Source organism: Streptomyces sp. NPDC046261, from assembly GCF_040646235.1.
Taxonomy (GTDB): Bacteria; Actinomycetota; Actinomycetes; order Streptomycetales; family Streptomycetaceae; genus Streptomyces.
In genome coordinates, this window is the sequence record NZ_JBEYZU010000007.1 from 78,966 (window position 1) to 100,643 (window position 21,678).

At 68.6% G+C, this 21,678-nt stretch carries 22 protein-coding genes; 9 read left to right on the forward strand and 13 right to left on the reverse strand.

Annotation, left to right across the window (positions count from 1 at the left end; translation table 11 throughout):
- Positions 1-4 precede the first annotated feature (4 nt).
- Complete coding sequence (locus ABZ956_RS15495) at positions 5-2,542, forward strand: FAD-dependent monooxygenase (RefSeq protein WP_361892665.1); 2,538 nt, start codon at positions 5-7, stop codon at positions 2,540-2,542.
- Between the two features lie 58 nt (positions 2,543-2,600).
- The gene (locus tag ABZ956_RS15500) at positions 2,601-3,485 is read left to right on the forward strand and encodes an SDR family oxidoreductase (RefSeq protein ID WP_361892668.1); all 885 of its coding nucleotides are present in this window, start codon (positions 2,601-2,603) and stop codon (positions 3,483-3,485) included.
- A gap of 64 nt (positions 3,486-3,549) precedes the next feature.
- Here the strand turns inward: ABZ956_RS15500 and ABZ956_RS15505 are convergent, their stop codons facing one another.
- The 4 genes from ABZ956_RS15505 to ABZ956_RS15520 all read right to left on the reverse strand — a co-directional run bounded on the left by ABZ956_RS15505 (position 3,550) and on the right by ABZ956_RS15520 (position 5,973).
- Entirely contained in the window at positions 3,550-4,008 is a 459-nt protein-coding gene (locus tag ABZ956_RS15505; RefSeq protein WP_361892671.1) for an SRPBCC family protein, read from the reverse strand.
- 2 nt (positions 4,009-4,010) lie between these two features.
- On the reverse strand, positions 4,011-4,892 hold the full coding sequence (locus ABZ956_RS15510) for an RNA polymerase sigma-70 factor (RefSeq protein ID WP_361893248.1): 882 nt from the start codon (positions 4,890-4,892) through the stop codon (positions 4,011-4,013).
- A gap of 182 nt (positions 4,893-5,074) precedes the next feature.
- A complete protein-coding gene (locus ABZ956_RS15515; RefSeq protein ID WP_361892673.1) occupies positions 5,075-5,377 on the reverse strand; it encodes a zinc-binding dehydrogenase in 303 nt (100 codons plus the stop codon).
- Positions 5,332-5,973, reverse strand: a complete 642-nt coding sequence (locus tag ABZ956_RS15520; protein ID WP_361892676.1) for a zinc-binding alcohol dehydrogenase family protein — start codon at positions 5,971-5,973, stop codon at positions 5,332-5,334. Before ABZ956_RS15520 ends, ABZ956_RS15515 begins: the two co-directional genes overlap by 46 nt.
- A gap of 89 nt (positions 5,974-6,062) precedes the next feature.
- Between ABZ956_RS15520 and ABZ956_RS15525 the strand changes: the two genes are divergently transcribed.
- Positions 6,063-6,710, forward strand: a complete 648-nt coding sequence (locus tag ABZ956_RS15525) for an ABATE domain-containing protein (RefSeq protein WP_361892679.1) — start codon at positions 6,063-6,065, stop codon at positions 6,708-6,710.
- Between the two features lie 151 nt (positions 6,711-6,861).
- Here ABZ956_RS15525 and ABZ956_RS15530 read toward each other — a convergent pair whose 3' ends face one another.
- Positions 6,862-7,242: a peptidase inhibitor family I36 protein gene (locus tag ABZ956_RS15530; protein WP_361892682.1), complete on the reverse strand. Its 381-nt coding sequence runs from the start codon at positions 7,240-7,242 to the stop codon at positions 6,862-6,864.
- A 175-nt stretch (positions 7,243-7,417) separates the two neighbouring features.
- Positions 7,418-8,440, reverse strand: coding sequence for an alpha/beta hydrolase-fold protein (locus ABZ956_RS15535; RefSeq protein ID WP_361892685.1), 1,023 nt, complete (start codon positions 8,438-8,440; stop codon positions 7,418-7,420).
- A 419-nt stretch (positions 8,441-8,859) separates the two neighbouring features.
- On the opposite strand from ABZ956_RS15535, the gene ABZ956_RS15540 reads away from it, so the two are divergent.
- The 5 genes from ABZ956_RS15540 (at position 8,860) to ABZ956_RS15560 (ending at position 15,069) form a co-directional block, all read left to right on the forward strand.
- Positions 8,860-9,738, forward strand: coding sequence for a helix-turn-helix transcriptional regulator (locus ABZ956_RS15540; protein ID WP_361892688.1), 879 nt, complete (start codon positions 8,860-8,862; stop codon positions 9,736-9,738).
- A gap of 349 nt (positions 9,739-10,087) precedes the next feature.
- Positions 10,088-10,948 carry a TauD/TfdA family dioxygenase gene (locus ABZ956_RS15545; RefSeq protein ID WP_361892691.1) on the forward strand — a complete coding sequence of 287 codons (861 nt, stop codon included), beginning with the start codon at positions 10,088-10,090 and terminating at the stop codon, positions 10,946-10,948.
- Between the two features lie 28 nt (positions 10,949-10,976).
- The gene (locus ABZ956_RS15550) at positions 10,977-11,813 is read left to right on the forward strand and encodes a TauD/TfdA family dioxygenase (RefSeq protein ID WP_361892694.1); all 837 of its coding nucleotides are present in this window, start codon (positions 10,977-10,979) and stop codon (positions 11,811-11,813) included.
- Between the two features lie 86 nt (positions 11,814-11,899).
- Entirely contained in the window at positions 11,900-14,080 is a 2,181-nt protein-coding gene (locus ABZ956_RS15555; RefSeq protein ID WP_361892697.1) for a carbamoyltransferase C-terminal domain-containing protein, read from the forward strand.
- Positions 14,077-15,069, forward strand: a complete 993-nt coding sequence (locus ABZ956_RS15560) for an amidohydrolase family protein (protein ID WP_361892700.1) — start codon at positions 14,077-14,079, stop codon at positions 15,067-15,069. Before ABZ956_RS15555 ends, ABZ956_RS15560 begins: the two co-directional genes overlap by 4 nt.
- A 4-nt stretch (positions 15,070-15,073) precedes the next feature.
- On the opposite strand, the gene ABZ956_RS15565 is transcribed toward ABZ956_RS15560, so the two are convergent.
- Both ABZ956_RS15565 and ABZ956_RS15570 read right to left on the reverse strand, forming a co-directional pair.
- Positions 15,074-15,472: a DUF4440 domain-containing protein gene (locus ABZ956_RS15565; protein WP_361892703.1), complete on the reverse strand. Its 399-nt coding sequence runs from the start codon at positions 15,470-15,472 to the stop codon at positions 15,074-15,076.
- Positions 15,473-15,553: 81 nt separating this feature from the next.
- Positions 15,554-16,630: a hypothetical protein gene (locus ABZ956_RS15570; protein ID WP_361892706.1), complete on the reverse strand. Its 1,077-nt coding sequence runs from the start codon at positions 16,628-16,630 to the stop codon at positions 15,554-15,556.
- A gap of 120 nt (positions 16,631-16,750) precedes the next feature.
- Between ABZ956_RS15570 and ABZ956_RS15575 the strand changes: the two genes are divergently transcribed.
- The gene (locus tag ABZ956_RS15575) at positions 16,751-17,218 is read left to right on the forward strand and encodes a hypothetical protein (RefSeq protein ID WP_361892709.1); all 468 of its coding nucleotides are present in this window, start codon (positions 16,751-16,753) and stop codon (positions 17,216-17,218) included.
- Between the two features lie 258 nt (positions 17,219-17,476).
- Here the strand turns inward: ABZ956_RS15575 and ABZ956_RS15580 are convergent, their stop codons facing one another.
- The 5 genes from ABZ956_RS15580 to ABZ956_RS15600 form a co-directional block, all read right to left on the reverse strand.
- Positions 17,477-18,040, reverse strand: coding sequence for an NADPH-dependent FMN reductase (locus ABZ956_RS15580; protein WP_361892712.1), 564 nt, complete (start codon positions 18,038-18,040; stop codon positions 17,477-17,479).
- Positions 18,041-18,114: 74 nt separating this feature from the next.
- Complete coding sequence (locus tag ABZ956_RS15585; protein WP_361892714.1) at positions 18,115-19,101, reverse strand: LLM class flavin-dependent oxidoreductase; 987 nt, start codon at positions 19,099-19,101, stop codon at positions 18,115-18,117.
- Between the two features lie 228 nt (positions 19,102-19,329).
- A complete protein-coding gene (locus tag ABZ956_RS15590; RefSeq protein WP_361892717.1) occupies positions 19,330-19,989 on the reverse strand; it encodes a hypothetical protein in 660 nt (219 codons plus the stop codon).
- Between the two features lie 18 nt (positions 19,990-20,007).
- Complete coding sequence (locus ABZ956_RS15595; RefSeq protein WP_361892720.1) at positions 20,008-21,006, reverse strand: inorganic phosphate transporter; 999 nt, start codon at positions 21,004-21,006, stop codon at positions 20,008-20,010.
- A 188-nt stretch (positions 21,007-21,194) separates the two neighbouring features.
- Positions 21,195-21,608, reverse strand: coding sequence for an arsenate reductase ArsC (locus tag ABZ956_RS15600; RefSeq protein WP_361892723.1), 414 nt, complete (start codon positions 21,606-21,608; stop codon positions 21,195-21,197).
- Positions 21,609-21,678 lie beyond the last annotated feature (70 nt).

The following is a 21,678-nucleotide window of genomic DNA, read 5'->3' on the forward strand; positions in this document are numbered from 1 at the left end:
CGCCATGACGGGACGACAGCGAACCAAGGCCCTCGTCATCGGCGCCGGCATCGGCGGCCTGGCCTGCGCCGTGGCCCTACGGCGGGTCGGCGTCGACGTCGAGGTGTACGAGCGCGCCACCGAGCTCCGCGCGGCGGGATCCGGCCTGTCGGTGATGAGCAACGCCGTCAACGCGCTGGCCACGCTCGGCATCGACCTCGGCCTGGACAAGCGCGGCCAGGTCGCGGAGTCCTTCCTGGTCCTGGACCACCTGGGAAGGGAAATACGGGACCTGCCGTTCAAGGAGATCTGCGACAAGGTGGGCGCGCCCAGCGTCTGCCTGAGCCGCTCGGACCTCCAGGAGGCCCTGCTCGACGCGGCCGGCGGCCTCCCCGTCCACCTGGGCGCGACCGCCACCGGCTTCGAGGCCGACGGCGAGGGCGTCACCGTCCGCTTCGCCGACGGGCGTTCGGCCCACGGCGACCTCCTCATCGGCGCCGACGGCTTCCATTCGGCCGTACGCGCCCACCTCGTCGGCCCCGAGGCATCGAAGGACAGCGGCTACGTCTGCTGGCTCGGCATCGTCCCGTTCGACCATCCGGTGCTGACCCCGGGGGCCGTGCGCCACTACTGGGGCAGCGGACAGCGCTTCGGCCTCATCGACATCGGCCACGGCCGCTTCTACTGGTGGGGCACCAAGAACATGCCCGCCGCCCGCTCGCACGCCTGGGACGGCACCAAGGACGAGATCACCCAGGCGTACGCGGGATGGGCCGACGAGGTGCGGGCGGTGATCGAGGCCACCCCGGCGGAGGACATCCTCGCCGTGCCCTCCCGTGACCGCGCCTTCCTGGAGCGGTGGGGGGACGGGCCCGTCACCCTCCTCGGCGACGCCGCCCACCCCATGCTGACCACGCTCGGGCAGGGCTCGGCCATGGCCGTCGAGGACGCCGTCGTCCTGGCGCACACCCTCGCCGAGCCGGGGGCGTTGGAGGACCTGCCGCTCGCCCTGCGCACGTACGAGGACCGCCGCCGCGACCGCACCCGGGCCATGGTCGCCGCCTCCCGGGCGATGAGCGACCTCGAACAGGCCGACACCCCCGGCCTGCGACAGGTCCGGGACGACTACTTCCGGCTGACGCCCCGGGAGGAGCTCGCCCGGCAGAACGAGGAGGCCCTCACCTTCCCCGGAATCCCGGCACCCGAGCCGCGCGTGCGGCGCCCGCTCAGCCCGCTGGAGCGCTGGTACTGGACGGCCGACCGGACCTCACCGCTGAACGGCGTCTTCCGGGCCCGGCTCCACGGCCCCCTGCCGGTGCCGCTGCTGCGCGACGCCCTGGACGCCCTGCAGGCCCGGCACCCCCTGCTGCGCGTCGCAATCAGCGGCGACGAGGAGGGGGCACAGCCCGCGTTCCGCCCGGTGGGCGGGCGGCCGATCCCGCTGCGCCAGGTCACGGTGTCACCGGCGGACCCCGCCGCCGACACCCGGTGGGAGCGCGAGATCGACGAGCACGAGCTCGCCGAACCCATCGACTGGCGCACGGGACCCCTGGCGCGCGCCGTCGTGATCACGCGGGAAGCGGGCGCCGGACACCCCGAGGACGTCCACGACCTGCTGCTCACGGCCTCGCACTGCGTCGCCGACGGCATGACGGGCGTGGCCCTGATGCGGCAGTGGATCGAGCTCGCCGCCCGGCTGAGCGAGGGCGAGGCGCCGCCGCGCGCCTCGCTGCGGGCGCTGCCCGCCACGGAGGACCTGCTCCCCCGCCGCCACCGGGGCGCCGCGGGAGCGGCCGCTCTCACGGCCCTGATGGAGCGTGACCAGGAGGAGGCCGAGCGGCTGCGGCCGCGGCGGCTGATCCCCAGCAACCCGGTGCCCTTCGGGGAGCGACGCACCCGGATGGTGCACCGGTCCCTGACCGGCGAGCAGCTGGAGCTGCTGGTACGGGCCTGCAAGCGGCACGGTGTCACGGTGCACGGCGCCCTCGCCGCCGCCCTGGTGACCGCCGTCGCCCGGGAGGCGGGGACCTCGGAGCCCGCGTACTTCTCGATCGGTTCCCCGGTCGACTTCCGCGGCGAACTGGATCCCGCCGTCTCCTACGACGAGGCCGGTTCCTACGCGGCCACCCTCCCGTCCCGCGTCCTGTACCGGCCCGGCACGCCGCTGTGGCCCATGGCCGAAGCCATCGGCCGGGACCTGGCGGCGCGCAGGGAGCGCGAGGAACACCTGTCCGTGATCAACCTGCTGGACCGGGCGGGGCCGACGTCCTTCGCCGACAGCGAGCCGTTCATGCGGTACATGGACGAACAAGGGCCGCTCAACCTGTGCCTGTCCAACCTCGGCCGCTACGACTTCCCCGACCGGATGGGCCCGTGGCGCGTCTCCGACGCCCAGCTGGTCGCGGCCGTCTCGGTGACCGGCGCCCTCGTGGCGACCGCCAACACCAGCCACGGCCGGCTCGCGTGGAACTTCAGCTACGTCGACGGCATCGTCCCGGGCGACCGCGCGCGGCACATCGCCGACGAGTCCGTCCGCACGGTGCTGTCCGCCGTCCACGACTGACCCGCCCGTCGTCACCAGTCGTCACCGGTCACCAGAACAAAGAAGAAGGAGAGATCAGTTGATCCGACAGTCGAAGCCCAGCCCTCCGGCCGGGCGCGTCATCGTCCTCACCGGTGCCTCGTCCGGACTCGGCAGGGAATGCGCGCTCCACCTGGAACGGCGCGGCTTCCGCGTCTTCGCCGGGGTCCGCAGGGCGGAGGACGGCGAGAAGCTGCGCGCCGACGCCTCCTCCACACGCCTGCGGCCGGTGCTCCTGGACGTGACCGACGAGGAATCCCTCCGCACGGCCACGGCCGAGGTCGTCGACGCGGCGGGCGAGCAGGGCGTGTGGGGGCTGGTGAACAACGCCGGTACGTGCGTGTCGGCACCGCTGGAGTGCGTCACGCCCGAGCAGCTGCGCGCGCAGCTGAACATCAACGTGGTCGGAGCGGTCGCCGTCACCCAGGCATTCCTCCCGCACCTGCGCCGCACCGGCGGGCGCGTCGTCAACGTCTCCTCGGGCGTGGGGGCCGTCGCGGCGCCCTACCTCGGCGCGTACGCGACAGGGCAGTTCGCCAAGGAGGGCATGAGCGACGCCTTCCGCCGCGAACTGCGCCCCTTCGGCGTCTCGGTCTGCGTCGTACGGCCGGGCGCGATCGCGACGCCGATCTGGGACAAGGTGCGGGAGGCCGGCGGGGACCTCCTCGACCGTGCCCCCGGCGACGTCGCCGACCTGTACCGCGCGTCGTTCGAGCGGTTCCTGCGGATGAACGAGGAGCGGGCGCGGTCCAGCGGCACCCGTCCCGAGGACTTCGCGCGTACGGTCTTCCGTGCCCTCACCGCCCCGCGGGCCAAGGCCCGCTACCACGTCGGCACCGACGCGAGGACGGCCGCGGCGCTGTCCCGGCTGCTGCCGGACGCCGCGCTGGACCGCATGTTCGCCAAGGTCACCGCGGTGCGGTGACCGAAGCGAGGGGGCGAGGGGCGAGGGCGTGAGACGTCCCACGGTCGCGCCCGTCGGATCGTGGTCAGAGCCGCTGGGGGCGTCGGGCCAGCGCGGTCTCGGCGGCGTCGAGGATGTTGCGGAAGGTGCGGGTGATGATCGGCCGCGCGACGCGCCGGGTGAGGAAGGAGCCGACCAACGGGACGGGAATCTCGGCACGGGTGATCCAGCGGACCTGGGTGCCGCCGTCGACCTCGGTGAAGGTCATGCGGCCGAGTTCGTGCCGGGACGGCGGCAGACTGCGCTCGACGACATACTCGGTGGCGTACGGCGGGTCGTAGTGGCTGATGCGTTCCTTGAACCAGCCGATCAGCCACAGGTGATTGCGCACCGCGCCGACACCGTAGGGCGCGCTCTCGCCGTGCCGGTCCAGGCGGCAGCGCAGCACCAGGGGCGAGCTGGTGTAGTTGGTGGTCGTGGTGAGCCAGGCGAACACCTCGTCGATCGGGGCGTGGATGACGCGTTCGACCGTCATGGTTTCCATGGTCAGGCTTCTCCTCTGTCGAGTGGGTGCACGGTGTCGGCGCGGTGCAGCTTGTCCGGGTTGCGTACGCCGTAGAGACCGGTGATCCGTCCGTTGTGGATCTCGAACGCGACCAGCCAGTCGAGTTCACCGCCGGTCATGAACCGTGCCGCGGGCATGCCGTTGTAGGTGGTGTGCTCGACCTGGGTCGTCGCGGCGCTGGTGCGGATCACGCGGAGGACGAACCGGGCGACGTCGTCGCGGCCGGTGATCGGGCGGCGGGCGGCGACCACCTTCCCGCCGCCGTCGGAGATCTGGACGACGTCGGGCGCCAGCAGGTCCATCAGCGTCTGGACCTCGCCGGTCGCCGCCGCGAGCAGGAACCGCCGGACGATCTCCCGGGTGCCGTCGGAGTCGGGTTCGAAGCGACGGCGCCGCGCGTGGACGTGCCGGCGGGCCCGGTGGGCGATCTGCCGGACGGTGACCTCGCTCTTCCCGATCGACGCGGCGATCTCGCCATGGGGGTAGCCGAACACGTCGTGCAACACGAACACCGCGCGCTCGGTCGGGTTGAGCGTCTCCAGGACGAGCATCATGGCCATCGACACCGACTCGGCCAGGATCACGTCCTCGCCCACCTCGGGCGCGGTGCGGATCGGCTCGGGCAGCCACGCACCCACGTACTCCTCGCGCCGCGCCTTGACCGCGCGCAGGTGGTTGAGGGCCTGCCGGGTCACCACGCGGACCAGGTAGGCGCGCGGATGCTCGACCGTGGCCGGATCGACCGCGCTCCACCGCAGATAGCTCTCCTGCAGCACGTCCTCGGCGTCGGTGGCGCTGCCCAGCATCTCGTAGGCGATGGTGAACAACAGGGGACGGTGCTCGGTGAAGGCGTCCTCACCCATGCCCGAACCCACCCCGCTCATCATTGCGACTCCTCATGACCTGCCCGACGCGTCGATACTCCGGCACCACACCCGGCTCCTTTCCTTGGTACGCCCATCGAGACACCCCGCGACGGCGAACCGTGACAGCCCATCACTGTGATTCACTGCACAATGCGGCAGGGCCCCGACGCCTTGAAGACTCACAGCCCCTGACCGACCGTGAGGACGACCTTGCCGCGGTTGTCCCGGCGCTCCAGCCGCTCGTGGGCGCGGCCCGCCTCCGTGAGCGGGAACGTGGCCTCCACCGGCACGCGGAAGGTGCCCGCGGCGACCCGGCGGGCGATCTCCCGCAGGTCATCACCGGGTGCGTAGCCGCGCTCCAGCCGGTTGGTGAGCTGGAAGCCGTGAATCGTCACGTTCTTCGGATAGAAGTCGAGCGTGTCGACCGTGCTCGGCTTCAGCGCGACGTTGGCGAGGGCCACGACCCGGCCGGCGTACCCCACCTGCCGCAGGCTCTGCGCGAAGACCGCGCCGCCGACGGTGTCTCCGCCGCCCAGGCCGCCTTGGCGGCAGAGCTCGCGAGCGCGATGACGCGCGCCCCCGCGTCGGCGGCGATCTGCACCGCCGCGCTGCCCACCCCGCTGGCCGCCGCGTGGACGACCACCGTCTCGCCCTCGGTCACCCGCGCGAGCCGCCGCAGGCAGAGCCAGGCGCTCAGCCAGGCCACCGGCAGCGACGCTGCCTCGGCCATTCCGACGCCGTCCGGCAGGACTGTCGTCAGCGCGGCCGGCACCGCGGCGAGCTCCGCGTAGAAGCCGGGCTCGTTCACCGCGCCCATCGCCATGACCCGCTGCCCGGCCTCGAGCCCGCTCACCCCCTCGCCCACGGCTACCACCGTCCCGGCGGCCTCCAGCCCGGGGGTCAGCGGTGGCCGGCCCGCCCGGTGGTACCGGCCGGTGCGGGTCAGGACGTCCGCCCGGTTCACCCCCGCGGCCTCGATCCGTACGAGCACCTCGCCGGGCCCCGCCACCGGGTCCGGCACCTCGGCCGGCACCAGCACCTCGGGCCCGCCGAACTCCGCTATGCGCACTGCGCGCATCTCACTGCCACCCCTCCGACACGACACTGGTTCAACTGGTGTCACCATCCAACACCCCATCAACCGGTGTCAACGGCTAAGGTGACGGCATGCAGCAGACGCCCCGCGCCACTCCGACCACGGACGAAGTCCCGGACCCGGCCCTCGCCTTCCCGTTCCTCGGCGGCCGCCCCTGCCTGAACTTCGTCGCCACGCTGGGCAAGCGGCACACCGTACGCATCGAACGGCTCCCCTCCCCCGACGCACTCGCCCGCTGGATCACCGAGGCCGGCCTGCTCCCCTGCCCGCCGGAGGGTTTCCGCGTCACCGATGACGATCTGGCCGAGGCGCGGGTGCTCCGCGAGGCGATGTACGGGCTGTTGACCGCCGCGATGCGGGGTCGGCGCCCGGAGGCGGCCGACCTCGGCGCCGTCAACGAAGCGGCCGCGCACGCGGACCTCGTCCCCCGCCTGGCCCCCGCCGACGACGAACCGGGCGGGCTGTGCCTGTCCTGGCACGCCGACCACCCTGTGCGCGCCGCGCTCTCGACCGTCGCGCGCGACGCGATGCTGCTGGCCGGCGGCCCCCTGGTGGCCCGCGTCAAGGAGTGCGAGGGCCCCGACTGCTCACTGCTCTTCCTCGACGACTCCCAGGCCCGCCGCAGGCGCTGGTGTTCCATGGACCGCTGCGGGAACCTCGCCAAGGTGGCCGGTTACCGCACCCGGCGCCACCCGGCGCGGCGAGCCGGGCAGGCCTGAGCGGGCCAGCCGGCCGCCCTGAGGCGGCCGCAGGCAGGCGGACACCGACGGCGGCACGGCATGGCACAGCCCGGCATGGCATGCGGTCTGTTCTGAAGACGATCAGCCCCGGCCACACGGCCGGGGTGTTGCGGGCTCCTGAGGAACGGCGTCAGCAGGGCCGCACGGAGCACGCCGTGAGACCGAGCCCCGGCGTGTATGAACCCGAGGGCAGGACGACCGCCCGGCCGGCGTAGGACGGGCGCGGATACAGGCACCAGGTCTGCGAGGTCTGGTTCTTGGCGCTGCGCACGGGCGGGTTCACCTGGGGCTCCGCACGCGGGAGCATTCTCACTCGGCCCTCGGAGTTCGGCTCCGTCCACGTGCACAGGCCGACGACGTGCGGACAGATCGGGATCTGCGCCTGCGCCCGGGCCTGTCCCTGTCCCTGCCCCTGCCCCTGCCCCTGCGCCGTGGCCGGCAGCAGAACCGACGCTCCCACGGCCGCTGCGGCGATCGCCGACATCACCGCTCTCCTGACTCCGGACTTCACACCCGACTCCTCCCTGACCTTGGCGGTGGGGCCCGCCGTCCAGCGGTGGCCTATCCACCGGGCGGAGCCGGTAAACGATGCGATACACCCCCCAGGCGACGGCCACCTGGGGGGAAAGCAGGCCGCCGCAGGTGGCCGGAACGCGGCCGGGAAGAAGGCGCCGGGGCGGGCGTGATCAGGCGGAGGGCGTCGGGCCTTCCATCTGCTCACTGATCCACTTCATGGGTTCGCGCATGTTCGACAGGTACGTGGCGGCGTTGTGGCCGCCGCCCGGGATCTCCCAGTACTGGGTGTGGACCGGCCCCTTGCCGTAGGTGGCCATGAACTTCTTGATGCCGGCCAAGGTCGCGCGGTTCTCCTTCGAACCGGCCTGGAAGGCGATGTAGACGTCCGGACCCTTGGCTGCCGTCAGCTGCTTGGCCAGTACCTCGGGGTTGTTCTCGGCCTTCTCCTTGTCGTGGCCGCGCCACAGCGGGGAGTCGGGAACGATGTCCGGCCCGTTGGCGACGGCGGCCTTGAACTTGTCCGGGTGCTTCAGCACCGACTTCAGGCTCGCGAAGCCTCCCGTGGACGAACCCATGTAAGCCCAGCCGTCACGGGACTTCAGGGTGCGGAAGTTGGCCTTCATCAGGTCCGGGACGTCCTCGGTCAGCCAGGTGCCCATCTTCGGCTGGTCGGGGATGTCACTGCCGTCCCAGTAGATGCCCTTGTCGTCCGGCCCCGGGTTGAGGATCGGCATGGCCAGGAGGAACGGCTTGCTCGCGCTCTCGCGGTACCACTGGGAGATGCTCTCCTGGAGCGAGAGCTTGTCCTTGCCGAACTTGCCTATCCAGTAGTTGCCGTCGTGACCGGGACCACCGGGCAGGGCGATGAGGACGGGGAAGCCACTCTTGGCGAACTTCGGGTCGTCGGTGTACTCCTTGGGCGCCCAGACCCACACCTTGCCCTTGAAGCCGGACTTCTTGCCGTCCAGCGTCACGACGCTGATCTTCGAACCGTCACTCATCGTGTTTGCGTTCTTGAACGCCGCCTGCGGGCCCGTGGGCAGCAGGGTCCTGGAGTCGGCGGGCTTCCCGCCTTTCGCGTCATCGGCCTGGCCGTAGCTGACAGGATCACCCTTGTCGGTGAAAGGCGGGACCTCGAAGTAGCTCATCACGGGCCAGGCGATCAGCCCGAGCGCGGCAATGGATGCCACCACGACGAGCCATCGTCGGGCGCGGGATGCGCGGCGGCGGCCGTGGGACTCGTAAGCCCCGGCGGAGGGGGTCGTCATGGTGGTGGCTCCTGCTGGTGCTGGCTGCCCTGAGAGGCAAAACGGTCAGTTCTATGTCTGCGGATGGGTAATCGGGGGGTGGAGGTTCCGCCGTTGTCCCGTTAATTCGGTTTTGGTGCGAAACCCTCACACCGACTGATGTCAGGTCCCTGACAGACCGCCGGGGAGGGGGTGCTGTCACGGGCGAAAATGATGGGCGAACGTACGTTGCCACCGATCGCTCGTCCGGGTGAATCCCATAGCCCCCGAGCGATTGTCAGCGCTCGCCCTCTATCTTCCATTAGGCGACGTTCCCTCAGAGAGGTAACCGGGTGGTCAGGGAAGTAGAAAGCCCGTACGCTTGGATGAGTCCGCGCGATGGAGACTTAATCAAGACGATCCTGCTCAACGCGGCCGAACGCTCAGCGCGGCAACTGCGCGTCCTCGAATGGGGTTCGGGTCAAAGCACGTTGTCTTATCCCCAAATTCTGGCCGCACACGACCTGCCCTTTCAGTGGCTCGCCCTCGAATACGACCGCGAGTTCTTCGACACCTTTGTGGCGCCCGGACTGCTTTATCGGCCTGACACCGTCCTGCGATATGCAGACGACGGCAGGGTCCTGCACGGACCGGTCGGAGCCGGACGCGCTCATATCGAAGCGGTCTGCTGGAACCGAACCGCACTGCGCCCCTCAGAGCGATCGGCGGACCGTGAGGCAGACCTCGATCACTACGTGAACTATCCCGCGGCGACTGGCCACGGTTTCGACGTCGTCATCGTGGACGGGCGCAAGCGACGCCGCTGCCTACTGGCGGCCGCGGACTTCATGGAAGCCGACACCGTTGTGCTGCTGCACGATGCCCGGCACCCGTACTATCACTGCGCGCTGGACCGCTACCCGGCCTCTCGATTCATCGGCGACGACATGTGGGTCGGAGCACGCAGCACCGCTCGACTCGATGATGTGCTTACCGAGCGAGCGGCGATGACTGCCTCTCTCGGGTATCGGTGGCATCTGCGCAGGTTGATGGCCGAGCGGGAGATGTTCGCGAGCACCGAGTTGGCACAGCTGCTGGCCGAGCGGGGCGTCATGGCGTCCCGTGAGCAGGTCCATCGGCTGTTCACCGGCGTCCCGGAACGGCTCAACCCCAACCTCCTGGTGGCGCTGTGCGACATCTTGGATTGCCAGGTCGGCGACCTGATCGAGCCGGCGCGGCAGGCGCATTCGCGCTCGCCGGGGTAGCCGCCGGGCCAGGCCGCCATGCACCCACTGCAGTGCGCCCTCGGCCCTGATAAATCCGGTCTTGTCGAACCCGACGACCGACGCGGCGGCGATCCGCGCCCGCACGTGCTCGGTGAACTCGCCCGGGTTCCGCGCCGCCCGGGTGGCCAGGGAGGCGACCCTGCCCGGGGCCATAGGCGTGCCGAAGAGCTCTCCCATGATCCGGCGACGCCGGCCTTGGCCAGGAACTGTCCGTACCGCAGGGCGACCGTTGACGTGGATCGCAAAAAGGGCTTCGCTGCTATACCAGTTCGCCACGTTAACTGGTCTCGGTACGACATTGGTTCGGCCGACGGCAGAGGGAGAGAACGTGTCGCTGGACTTCGCAGCCCTCCGCGGAAAATTCGTCGTGGAAGTTACTGGGCGGACAGGTACGTTGCTGGCCGATCGCGACGGATCCGCCATCAAGCGGGCGCTCACCACCTACTCGGTCGTTGTGATCAGAGGTCTGGAGCTGGTCCCGGCAGAGCAGGTGGCGCTGACCCGGTTGCTCGGGAAACCCGAGATTGTGACGGATATGCGCAACCACCACCCCGAAAGCCGGGACATCTTGGTGGTCAGCAATTCGGGCGCCACCCCCGTGGTCGGCAACAGGTGTTGGCACTCGGATCGATCCTTCCTGCCCGAGCCGACGCGCTACACCATGCTGCGAGCGGAGGTTGTTCCGCCGCAGGGCGGGGACACCCTGTTCGCCGACATGGTGGAGGCTTACGCACAGTCCCCGACCTCCTGGAAGGCAGCGCTCTCCGGCGCGGTTGGCGTGCACTCCTACGACAAGATCGCCCGCCTGCGCTCCGAGATCCATCGCAAGCCCATCGAGGAGGATTACGAGAAGGTGTACCCCCCGGTACGCCATCCTGCGGTGCGCGCCCATCCGGAAACCGGCACTCCCGCCCTGTATCTGAGTGACTTGTGCCTTACCCGCATCGAATCCGAGCACGGAACCTCCATCCGAATTCCGCTGGACAAGCTCCACGCGCATGCCACCGAGGACAGGTTCGTCTACCGTCATCGCTGGCATGTAGGGGACGTCGTGATCTGGGACAACGCCAGGGTGATGCACCGGGCGGACATGCGGCTGTGGAAGCTGCCGCGCGTGCTGCACCGCACCACCACAGCAAGCCCCCCGCCTCGCCCGGCCGCCCCGTACGTGCCGGACGAAATCCGCTGACCGGCGTTTGATCGAGAGAGGACGTCGAATGAGGCTCCTATCGGATGCCCCGGTCTTTGTGGCGGAACTTTCGGCTGATGATGACAGACGATACGATCCCGATGCGCTGCTGACGTTGTTGCGGACGTTCGCCGTGGTTGTTCTGCGGGGGATGGTGCTGACCCCCGCTCAGCAGGTCGAATTAACGCGCGGCCTTGGTGAACCACAGCTGGACCCGGACACGTACAACAGACACCCCGACAACCCCGAACTTTTCGTCGTGGACAACTCCGGCGACACGCCGGTGGTCGGAAACAATGTCTGGCACACTGATGGCTCGTTCTTACCCCGGCCCATAAGGTACACAATGCTGAGGGCGGTTACGCTGCCGCCGTCAGGCGGCGACACCTTGTACGCCGACTTGCAGACCGCATACGAGAACATGCCCCCGCAGTGGCGAGATGCGCTCGCCGGCGCGATGGGCCTGCACACCTACGATCGCATTGCGGCAAAGCGGGCCGACGCTCACAACAACCCCGCAGCGCTGGCAGGCACTTCAACATACACACCGGTCCGTCACCCGGTCATCAGAGCGCACCCCGATACCGGAGCCCCGGTTCTCTTCATCAACGACCTCTGCCTGGCTCGAGTTGAGTCCGGCGACGGAGTGCCACTGGAACTGACGGTGTCGGACCTGATCGCTCACGCCACCCAGGACCGGTTCGTGTACCGCCATCAGTGGGCCGCCGGTGACGTGGTGGTCTGGGACAATGCCAGAGCTCTCCATCGATCGGATTTCACTGCCGCGCTGGCCCGGGTCATGCATCGCACGACCACCGCGGGCGACATTCCGCAGCCCTTTACCTCTGTCGATCAGCCGGCTTGACAGCCGAGGCACCCACGCGCATCCCGACCGAAGCTGCTTTCCACCCATTCAGCCAGTTGCCGCTCCAGCAACGAGGTAGGTGCCAAGTGATTGTTCTGGGAACCAAGCCCGGTCAACATGACGCGTGCTTCGCCCTCATCCGGGACGGAGAGCCCCTCTTTGTCTATGAGGTAGAGCGCTTCAATCGGGTCAAACGCGCGACGTCCACAGACCTCTCGGTATTGTTCGAGGGGCTCGCGGAGTACTCGATATCGCCTGCCGATGTAGACCTGGTAACCAATTGCATGCACCCCGGCGAGTTAGAGAAACGCAAGTCGCAGATGTCGGCGTACATCACTCCCGACAAAATTGGCAATATACATCGCTTTCTCGACTGGCATCTTCCGTCATGGTACTTGCTTCTGCGCGCGGGAGGCTTTCCGGCTGACCGGATCGTCAACATACGCCACCATCTGTGTCATGTGTCCGGCGTCTATTACTCGGGACCGAGTAATGACGCGGCCATCCTCAGTGTCGACGGTAGCGGCGAGGCAGAGACCGCGATGCTCGCGCACGGTCGAAACGGCCGCATCTCCATCCTCAGGACTACTCCGCACCCGCACTCGCTCGGGCACCTCTATCAAGGTGTCACCATCTGGCTTGGGTGGGGGTACGGCGAGGAAGGGAAAACGATGGCACTTGCGGCCTACGGTGACCCTCAGCGTTTCAGGCGGCAATTGGACACGTTCATTGACATTGACGACGAGGGCCAGTTTCGCTACCTCCCGGCCCTTCGCCCTGGAACGTGTCGGTACGCCTCGACGGAAATCGGGCGCGTCGTCCTGCCGCAACTGGTCGGGCAGCCACTCCGGCAGGATGGCGAGGAAATATCTCAGACGCACCGGGACGTTGCGGCGGCCGTACAGGCGATATGCGAAGAGATCATGCTGAAGCAGGCGAGATTTTTGAAACGAGAAACCGGCTCGAAGACTCTCCTGCTCGCGGGCGGCGTCGGCCTCAACTCGGTTACCAATGGAATCCTTTCGGCTGAAAGTGGATTCGACGATGTCGTCGCTTATCCACAGGCAAGCGACGCGGGGACCGCGCTCGGCGGAGCGCTCTACGCATATCACAATATCGGTGCACCCGATCAGCCCCGCCGGTGGCACATGACGCATGCGTACTGGGGGCAGAGCATCGATCTGGAAAACCTGGACGCGGCAAGCAAGACCTACCAGGTACACGGTAGGCAATCGGATGACATTGCCGCGGATGCGGCTGAAACGCTGGCCGCCGGCCATGTCGTCGGGTGGGTACAAGGCAGGTCTGAAATTGGACCGAGAGCGCTTGGGAATCGCTCGATTCTGGCGAACCCGATCGCACCCGGCATCAAAGACAAGGTCAATGGCGTCAAGCGCCGGGAGTGGTGGCGGCCCTTCGCGCCGTCGGTCCTTCGAGACGACGTGAGCACCTACTTCGAGATCGACGGCGATCTGCCGTACATGACTGCGGTCGCCCGCATCAGGGAGGAGTGGCGCCGGCCTCTCAGCTCGATCGGTCACGTCGATGGCACGGCACGGGTTCAAACGGTAACGGAGGAGAGTAATCCCCTCTTCTATCGATTGCTACAGGAGTTCAAGATTCGGACTGGACTCGGAGTCCTGTTGAACACATCGCTGAATGGTCGAGGCGAACCGCTGGTCCAGACGTGCGAGCAGGCACTTCGACTCTACGTGAATTCCGACCTCGATGCGATCGTCATCGGGGATCGGCTGTTCACCGACAAGACGAACGCGCTCGTGGGGCAGACTCTCGTTCCCTATGTGTGGAACATTCGAAAGTTGCCACGGACGCGGCTCTTGGTTGTGCCGGGCGAGCTACCGGTAAGTAAGTGTGAGCTGTTATTCCATATCGCGCAGGACAATCCGCAAGCGCGTGTTGCTGTATCCGCCAACTCGGCACTAGCGGAAGCCATTTCGGGCGCCGGTCAGCAACGGACCGTATCGGACCCAGTGCTTGAGCCTGACGATATCGCGCCCGCGTATGATGCGGTGGCTTTCTATGTGCCGTTTCCTGGCGACAAGTGCGTCTTCGAGGAGGAAATATACTACTCGCCGCTCGCTGTGCTGTCACGACGAATCATGGAGGAAGCCGGCATCCCTGTGTACTGGATCGACTCGAGAGGCGATGTCAATTTCATGCGGGATTCCCTGTACGTACACCACGACGAAACTCCGGCACTGGCGATCCCCTCCACGTACCAACGGTTCTGGATGCCCGAGGCATGATCCGGGATCCGGATCTACCGATTGTGGACCCGCATCATCACCTTTGGCCGGACAGCCCGACGAGCGTCTCGATCGCGGGACCGGGACAACAGTCCGTCCCCGAAGAGGGCTACTCGGTGCAAGACCTACATGCCGATACCCGGTCCGGGCACAACGTCGTTGCCACCATTTTCGTGGAGTGCTCCCGTACCTACTACACCGAGGGGCCGCGACATCTACGGCCCGTGGGAGAGACCGACTGGGTTGCGAGCCAGTCCGTCTCCGATGGATTGCTCAGCGGTATCGTCGGCCACGCAGACCTGACGTGGGAACCGTCTCTACTTGCCGAAGCCCTGGATGCGCATATCGAAGCAGGGAACGGCACGTTCAAAGGGGTCCGCCACACCGTGGCCTGGGATGCGAACCCGGGTGTGTTCGCTTCTCGCCACAGGCCACCTTCGGGGCTTCTTCTCGATGGTGCCTTCAGGAGAGGGGCATCCGAACTGGCGCGCCGCGGGCTCATTTATGAGACGTGGACGTACTTTCACCAACTCCTGGATCTGTGCGACTTCGCACGATCGCGCCCGAACCTCCTGGTGGTTCTGAACCACCTCGGCGGCCCCGCGGCGACCGGGCCGTACTCCCAGCGGAGGAAGGAAGTGCTCGAAGAATGGCGCGCCGGCATCACGGCGTTGGCGTGCGTTCCCAATGTGGTGATGAAGCTCGGCGCGATCGGCATGCCCGCGTTCACCCCCATCGAATTCATCGAGTCAACCCCGATGACATCCGCCAGGATCGCTGACTACTGGGGCCCGCACATCCGGTACTGCATCGACACCCTGGGCCCCGAACGATGCATGTTCGAAAGCAACTTCCCGGTGGACAGAAGACTGTGTGACTACGTCACCCTGTGGAACTCGTTCAAATTGATCGCTGCGCCCTACTCGAGCGCCGAGCGCGAATCCCTCTTCGCCGGTACTGCTCGTCGAACCTACGGTATTGGGCGATGAACAGTCACAGCTCGTCGTACCAGGCGAAGGCTGCGATCCGCCAGCCTTCCGAAGTGCGGACGAACTGGATGGTCTTGGTCCCGCTTCCCTCGAACGGCTCGCCGTCCAGGACTCCGGACTTGTGGTACTCGCCGAACCGCGACGCGATGTCGCCGGCCATCTCGGTTCGTTCGGAGGTCTCCCACTCGGAGAACTCGACCAGCCGGCCGTCGGTCAACAGCCGCTGGCGAGGCTCGATGAACTCGTCCACGGTGTAGACCGTGAGCTCCGAGCCGGCCTTGACAATCACACCTCCCGGAAGCATCAGCCGACGTATTCGGGCCACGTCGGCAGTCTTGTCACCCCGGTTGTCAAAGGCGCCGAAGAACTCGGCGGTCACTGCGTCAATCTCGGCCTTGGACATGGCGCGACAGTAACACCGGCGGGTGCCGGACTTCGTGACGGGCCGCCGGAGTCTCCGGCGGCCCGTCACGAGGTCTTGGGGTCAACCCGCTTTGGCCTTCTTCGCGGCGATGCCCCGGGCGAGGTCGAACGCGCCGACCGGGTCGCCCTTCTTCGTCCACGGCTCCGCGCCGCACCACGGGCCGATTAGCCGGAACTGTTCCAGCGCCGCGTCGTAGCGGCCGGCCTTGCCCAGGTAGTACGCCAGGAAATGCCGCAACCGGGGCAACCGCTCGTCGTCATCGGGGACCTGGTGCAGTGAGCGGGCGACGTCCTCCAGCAGGGCCTTCGTCCTGCGCGACATGCGGGGGGCGGAGACGCCGGAGCGCTCCGTGAGCTCGTTCAGCGCGTGCAGGTAGATGCCTGCCAGTGGGCTGCCGGCGGGGGCGTACCGCACGGCTCGCTCAGCGAACTCCAGCATCAACTTGTTGGAGCCGTACCACTTGGCGCACCAGTACTGCAGGGCCTGCCAGTGGCCCGCGTAGTGGTGGGGAGCCCGTGCGACAAGTCCCTCCCACAGGGGGCGGAAGTGTTCGGGCGAGTACTGGAGCCCACGGGCGGCGGTGACCATGACGACCCACGGGCCGGGGTCGTGCGGCGCGAGCTGGGCGGCTTCCTGTGCGGCCCTCATGGAAGCGGGCAGCAGTTCGCGGAAGCGCCTCATCCGCTCGGCTGGGACCTTGTGGGCGTACTCGGTGCCCCGGATCTCCCAGGCGCGGTGGAGCAGCATCTGGGCGTGGAGGGTGGCGGCGGCGCAGCTCTCCGGCTGCGCCCGGCGCCAGTCGTCCAGCCAAGCGTCGCCGTCCTCGGCGAGTTGCTGCAGGAATTCCAGCCGGGACCACCGTTCGTCCCAGTCCTGACCTGCGGCCTCCACGTACGCGGCGGCCGCCCTCCAGTCGCCCTCCCAGGCCGCGTCCGCGATGGCCTGCATCTCCTTGAGCCGGTAGACAGGCATCGCCGGGCCGGCTCGGCGCGGGTCCAGCTGTTCGCGAGGGACCAGCCCGTAGTCGGCCGGGACGAAGCGGTCGCGGGCCCAGGCCGCGAGGCGGGCGGGCCCCACGAAAGTAGAGCCGAGCCACGCGAGGAGTGTGGCCGTCAGGATGGTGAAAAAGAGTGTCACGGGCGAGATCATCCCATTTGTGATCACTGGGTGCAAAATCCTGGCCACGGGTTGTGCGGGGCTCTCTTCCGGGCCCCTCCCCCACTGATGCATCCGTCTGCTGTGTGATCGACTGGTGGCGTGGAGGCCATCTGGACGAGTGTTGTAGCGGTTGTGGGTACGTTGCTGGGCTCGGTGATCACACACACCTTCCAGCGCTTCGCGTCCCGGCGCAGTGAGCTGTTCACGCGGTCCGAGGCGCTGCGGCAGGAGCGCATAGCCACGTACAGCGCGTTCGCCGCAGCGGCGGAGGACTACCGCCATGGCCAGGCGGAGCGCTGGTACCGCAAGCAGGAGGACCCGGACGGGGAGGCGTTCATCGCGGCGCGGGATGAGGCACACCGTCTTCGGACGGCGGCTCGGCAAGCGCTCTACCGGGTCAAACTGCTAACCGATGAGGGGGAGGTGATCCTCGCGGCTGAGCGGGCCTATCGGTGCACGTGGGAGGTGTCGAACGCACAGGACCAGGCGAACCGGGACGCACGGGATGCCGAGGCGAGGCGAGCGATCGAGGCGTTCGTCTCCCACGCCTCACTGCTGGTTCGCTGAGCCGGACCTGACCTGCCCACTGTGACGACCGGGTCGTCCAGGATCGCGACCAGCAGCACGAACCAGTCGTGGACGGTGTCGCCGTCCCACAAGGCCTCGACCGCGGCCACCCGGCCCGGGAGGGCCGCGGCGCAGGCCGCGAGCGAGGGGGTGTCGAGTGGGTCGGGCGGCGTGTACCGCACGCGGTCGCCGAGGGCCACCTGTGTCGACGCCGCCGCCGTCCTGCTCTGGCTCCGGACACGACCCACCTGACAGGCTCTACGCCTGATCGAGCTCCGCGCCCCGTCCGTGAAATCCCGCCAGCAGGCCGAGAACCTTGCCGATCTGCTCGCGTACCCCGGCATCGGTGATGACTCCGTCCGCGCCGACCATCTGAGGGGTCACCGGAATCCTCGCGCAGGCCGGCTCCACGATGTCGGCGCCGGTGTAGCCGAGTACGGTCCGAAGCGTGGCCTCCGCGCCCTGGCCACGGCCCGGGGCGGCTGCGTTGACCCAGGCCACGGGCTTGTCGCAGATTTCGACGCCGCCGACCGTCCAGTCCAACAGGTTCTTGAACGAACCCGGCAGAGTGCCCGCGTACTCCGGGGTGCAGATCAACACCGCAGCAGCCTCATTGATCGCTCCGCGCAACTCGGCCACCGGAGTCGGCAGCGGATCGGTGTCATCGTCGGGGTTGAAGTGCGGAAGCCCCGCCAAGCCGTCGTAGAAGGCGGTGCGCAGCTGCGGCGGGGCCACGGCCTGCGCCGTGCGCAGCACGGACTCGTTGGACGAACCGGTCCGCAGGCTTCCGGACAGCAAGAGGATCAGAGGCGGCGTAGACATTCGCCCAACCTATCGACCTCGTCGCCATGATCCGGCAACGGCTCTGCCCAGGGTCCGGCTCTCCTCACCGCGCCCTACGCTGTCGTCGTCGCCCCGATGTACCGCTTGATGAGCTCGTAGGAGCGAATGCGGTCCTTGAGGTCGTAGACGGGTGTGGTCAGCATGAGTTCGTCCGCTCCGGTCTCACCGGCCAGTTCCGTGAGCCGGTGCACGACGGTCTTGGGTGTCCCGACGGCCTGCTGGGCACGGAAGCCGTCCAGGGCCTGGCGTTCTTCCGGCGTGAAGGGGTGGGCGGCCGCGTCCGCCGGCGTGGGGAAGGGGATCTCGCTCCGGCCTTTGAGGAGCCCGGCTTTGACGACTTCCATCGGTCCCCGTTGCCACGCGGCCTCTTCCTCCGTCTCGGCGCACACCGCCTCCACGCACAACAGCACCCGGGGTTGCTCGCACCAGCGCGAGGGGGTGAACGCCGCCCGGTAGCGCTCCGCGACCGCAAGGGTGTTGTCGGGCCGGATGTGGTGTGCGACGGCGATCGGCAGGCCCAGTTCCGCGGCCAGAGCGGCACCCGCGGTGCTGGAGGCCAGCAGCCATGGCTCCGGCAGGGGGCCGAGTGCGACTTCGTCGACCAGGAAGGACAGGATCGCGACTATGTCGTCCCGGTACTCCGCATCCGTCGCCGGTCCGGCTCCGCGGCGAAGTGCCCGTGCGGTGGCCTCGTCGAAGGTTCCCGGGCCACGGCCGATCCCCAGGTCGATGCGATCCGGATGCAGGGCGGCCAGCGTTCCGAACTGCTCCGCCAGCGTGATGGGGGCGTGGTTGGGGGCCAGTACTCCGCCCGAACCGAGACGGATGGATGAGGTGGAAGCGGCGGAGTGCGCGGTCAATACGACGGGTGGGAACGCGCCGATCGCAGGCGAGTGGTGATGCTCGGCGTACCAGATCCGGTGGTAGCCCAGCCGTTCCAGCCCCTGCGCGAAGGCCGCGGTGTCGCGCAGGGTGTCCACGGCGCGTGCGCCCGCCTGGACCATCGCGACTTCCAACGCTGAAAGAGGGATTTCGATCATGCCGTCAGCATAGAGATCCAGCGGTCGGCGAGGGGAACGGAGCCTACTCGGTGCCTCGCCTGGCGAGTTGGACAAGGCCGCGGCCGGAATCGTGACCATGGCCGCTGTCGATGCACCCCGACATGTGCGGCGTCGACACCAGTGGCTTGTGCCCGCCGCGACCGTCACGCTGTGCCGGCTCCACGCCGGGCGTGAGCAGCTCACCCGTCGAAGAGATCGTGGATCTGATCATCGCCCGGTCCGGTTGCCCACGACGGGACGGACCGGCGACGGCTCCGTAGCGCCCTGGGCGCTCGCCGGGGCGCGCCCAGGCTCGTGGGGCTCGGCCAGCGCGTCCGCCACGGCATTCGACAGCAGACGGGGCAGGCGCTCCTCCGCGTCCGGGGCACGCCACAGGACGCGCAGAGCGTGTTCGAGGTGGTGACGTCCCGGTCCGCGCCACCACAGTGTGTCGGAGAGGTTCGCGAGCCAGGCCGGCGTACGGGCATGGGCATCGGCGTGGGCGAGACGGCCGGCGCGGTGCCGGCACGCCGCGCACCGCACGCGCAGGACTCGTGAGCCGGGCCGTACCTGCAGTGCGGCTTCCAGGGCGCTGTTGATCAGGCGGGGGGCGTAGTCGCGACCGGGTGGGCAGGCGTGGGCGAGGTCGGCCGCGAGCGGCCACAGCTCCTGTCGGGCGTGGTCGCCGACGCTGTCGTTGACGACGCGGGCGAGGGCCGCCAGGACCGGGTGTGTGCCGGACGGGCTGTCCGTGAAACGCCCGCCGGCCAGTACCGAGGCGGCTTCCATCAGGCATGCCCCGTCCTCGGGATACAGGTGGGCGAAGCGTCGTGGGGCCGGCAGGCCGTCGGGGGCCGGGGCGGAGCCGGGGAATCGGATGGAGGGCATGGTGGCCTCCGGGGTCGATCAGATTCCGGTGGAGAAGTGGAGCAGCAGCCAGGCCGCCGCGGCGACCAGTGCGGCTCCGGGGAGGGTGAGCACCCAGGCGGAGACGATCGTTCTGGCGACACCCCAGCGTACGGCGGAGAGCCGGCGGGTGGCTCCGGCTCCCATCACCGCCGAGGTGATGGTCTGGGTGGTGGAGATCGGGGCCTTGAAGAGGAAGGCGGTCACGTACAGGACCGAGGCGGCGGACGCTTCGGCGGCGAAGCCGCGGGGCGGGTCGAGGTGGACGATGCGCCGGCCGAGGGTGGTGATGATGCGCCGCCCGCCGCCGTACGTACCCAGGGCCATCGCGGCGGCCACGGCGGCGATCACCCACAGCGGGACGGAGAGGGAGTCCTGCCAGCCGGCGGTGACCAGGGCCAGCACGATGACGCCCATGGTCTTCTGCGCGTCCTGGAGGCCGTGACCGAGTCCCATGGCGGCGGCGGACAGGGTCTGGGCGAAGCGGAAGCCACGGGTGGTGTGGCGGGGGTTGGAGCGGCGGAAGCTCCACAGGATCGCGGTGTGCACGCCGTAACCGAGCGCGAGGCCGACGAGCGGGGAGATCAGCATCGGCAGAATGACCTTCTCCAGTACGCCGTTCCAGTGAACGGTGCCCGCGGCTGCCAGTGCGGCGCCGACCAGGCCACCGATGAGGGCGTGGGAGGAGGAGGTGGGCAGACCGAGCCGCCAGGTGATGAGGTTCCAGGTGATCGCGCCGATGAGGGCCGCCAGCACGAGCAGCAGCCCCGGGGAACCGTCGGGGGCGGCGATGATGCCGCCGCCCACGGTCTTCGCGACCCCGGTGCCCAGGAAGGCGCCGAAGAAGTTGGTGACCGCGGCCATGACCAGCGCGGCCCGTGGGGTGAGGGCGCGGGTGGAGATGGAGGTGGCGATCGCGTTCGCCGCGTCGTGGAAGCCGTTGGTGACGTCGAAGATCAGCCCCACGATGATGATCACAATGACCAGTGAGGTCTCCACCACCTGCCTCCCTTCGCGGGCACCGGGCATGCGCCGGTGGCGGTGCCGGGCGCGGGAGGTCCGTACCCGGCGTACCGCTGGGCCGCTGGGCCGCTACGGTCTTCTTCTCATCTTCGACGGCCGTCCCGCCGTCGGCGAGCGCGGCCGGGTTCGGCCGTCCGTGATGATGACCTCGCGGGTCTCGCCGGTCAGGAGGTCTTGCGCGGGGCGATTTCGGCGATCAGGTCCTCGATCAGGACCTTGATCCGGTCACGGATGGGGCGGACGGCCTCGACGCCCTGACCGGCGGGGTCCTCGAGCTTCCAGTCCAGGTACTTCTTGCCGGGGAAGACCGGGCAGACGTCGCCGCAGCCCATGGTGACGCACACGTCGGACGCCTGGACGGCGTCGACGGTCAGGACCTTCGGGGTCTGGGAGGCGATGTCGATGCCGACCTCGCGCATGGCCTCGACGACGGCCGGGTTGACGCTGTCGGCCGGGGCGGAGCCGGCGGAGCGGACCTCGACGCGGTCGCCGGCCAGGTGGGTCAGCCACGCGGCGGCCATCTGGGAGCGGCCGGCGTTGTGGACGCAGACGAAGAGAACGGAGGGCTTCTCGGGCATCGGGGTCTCTCTTGTCTCGCGGAGGGGAGGCGAACTTGTCTCGCGGAGTGGAGGCGAAGCGTGGTATCAG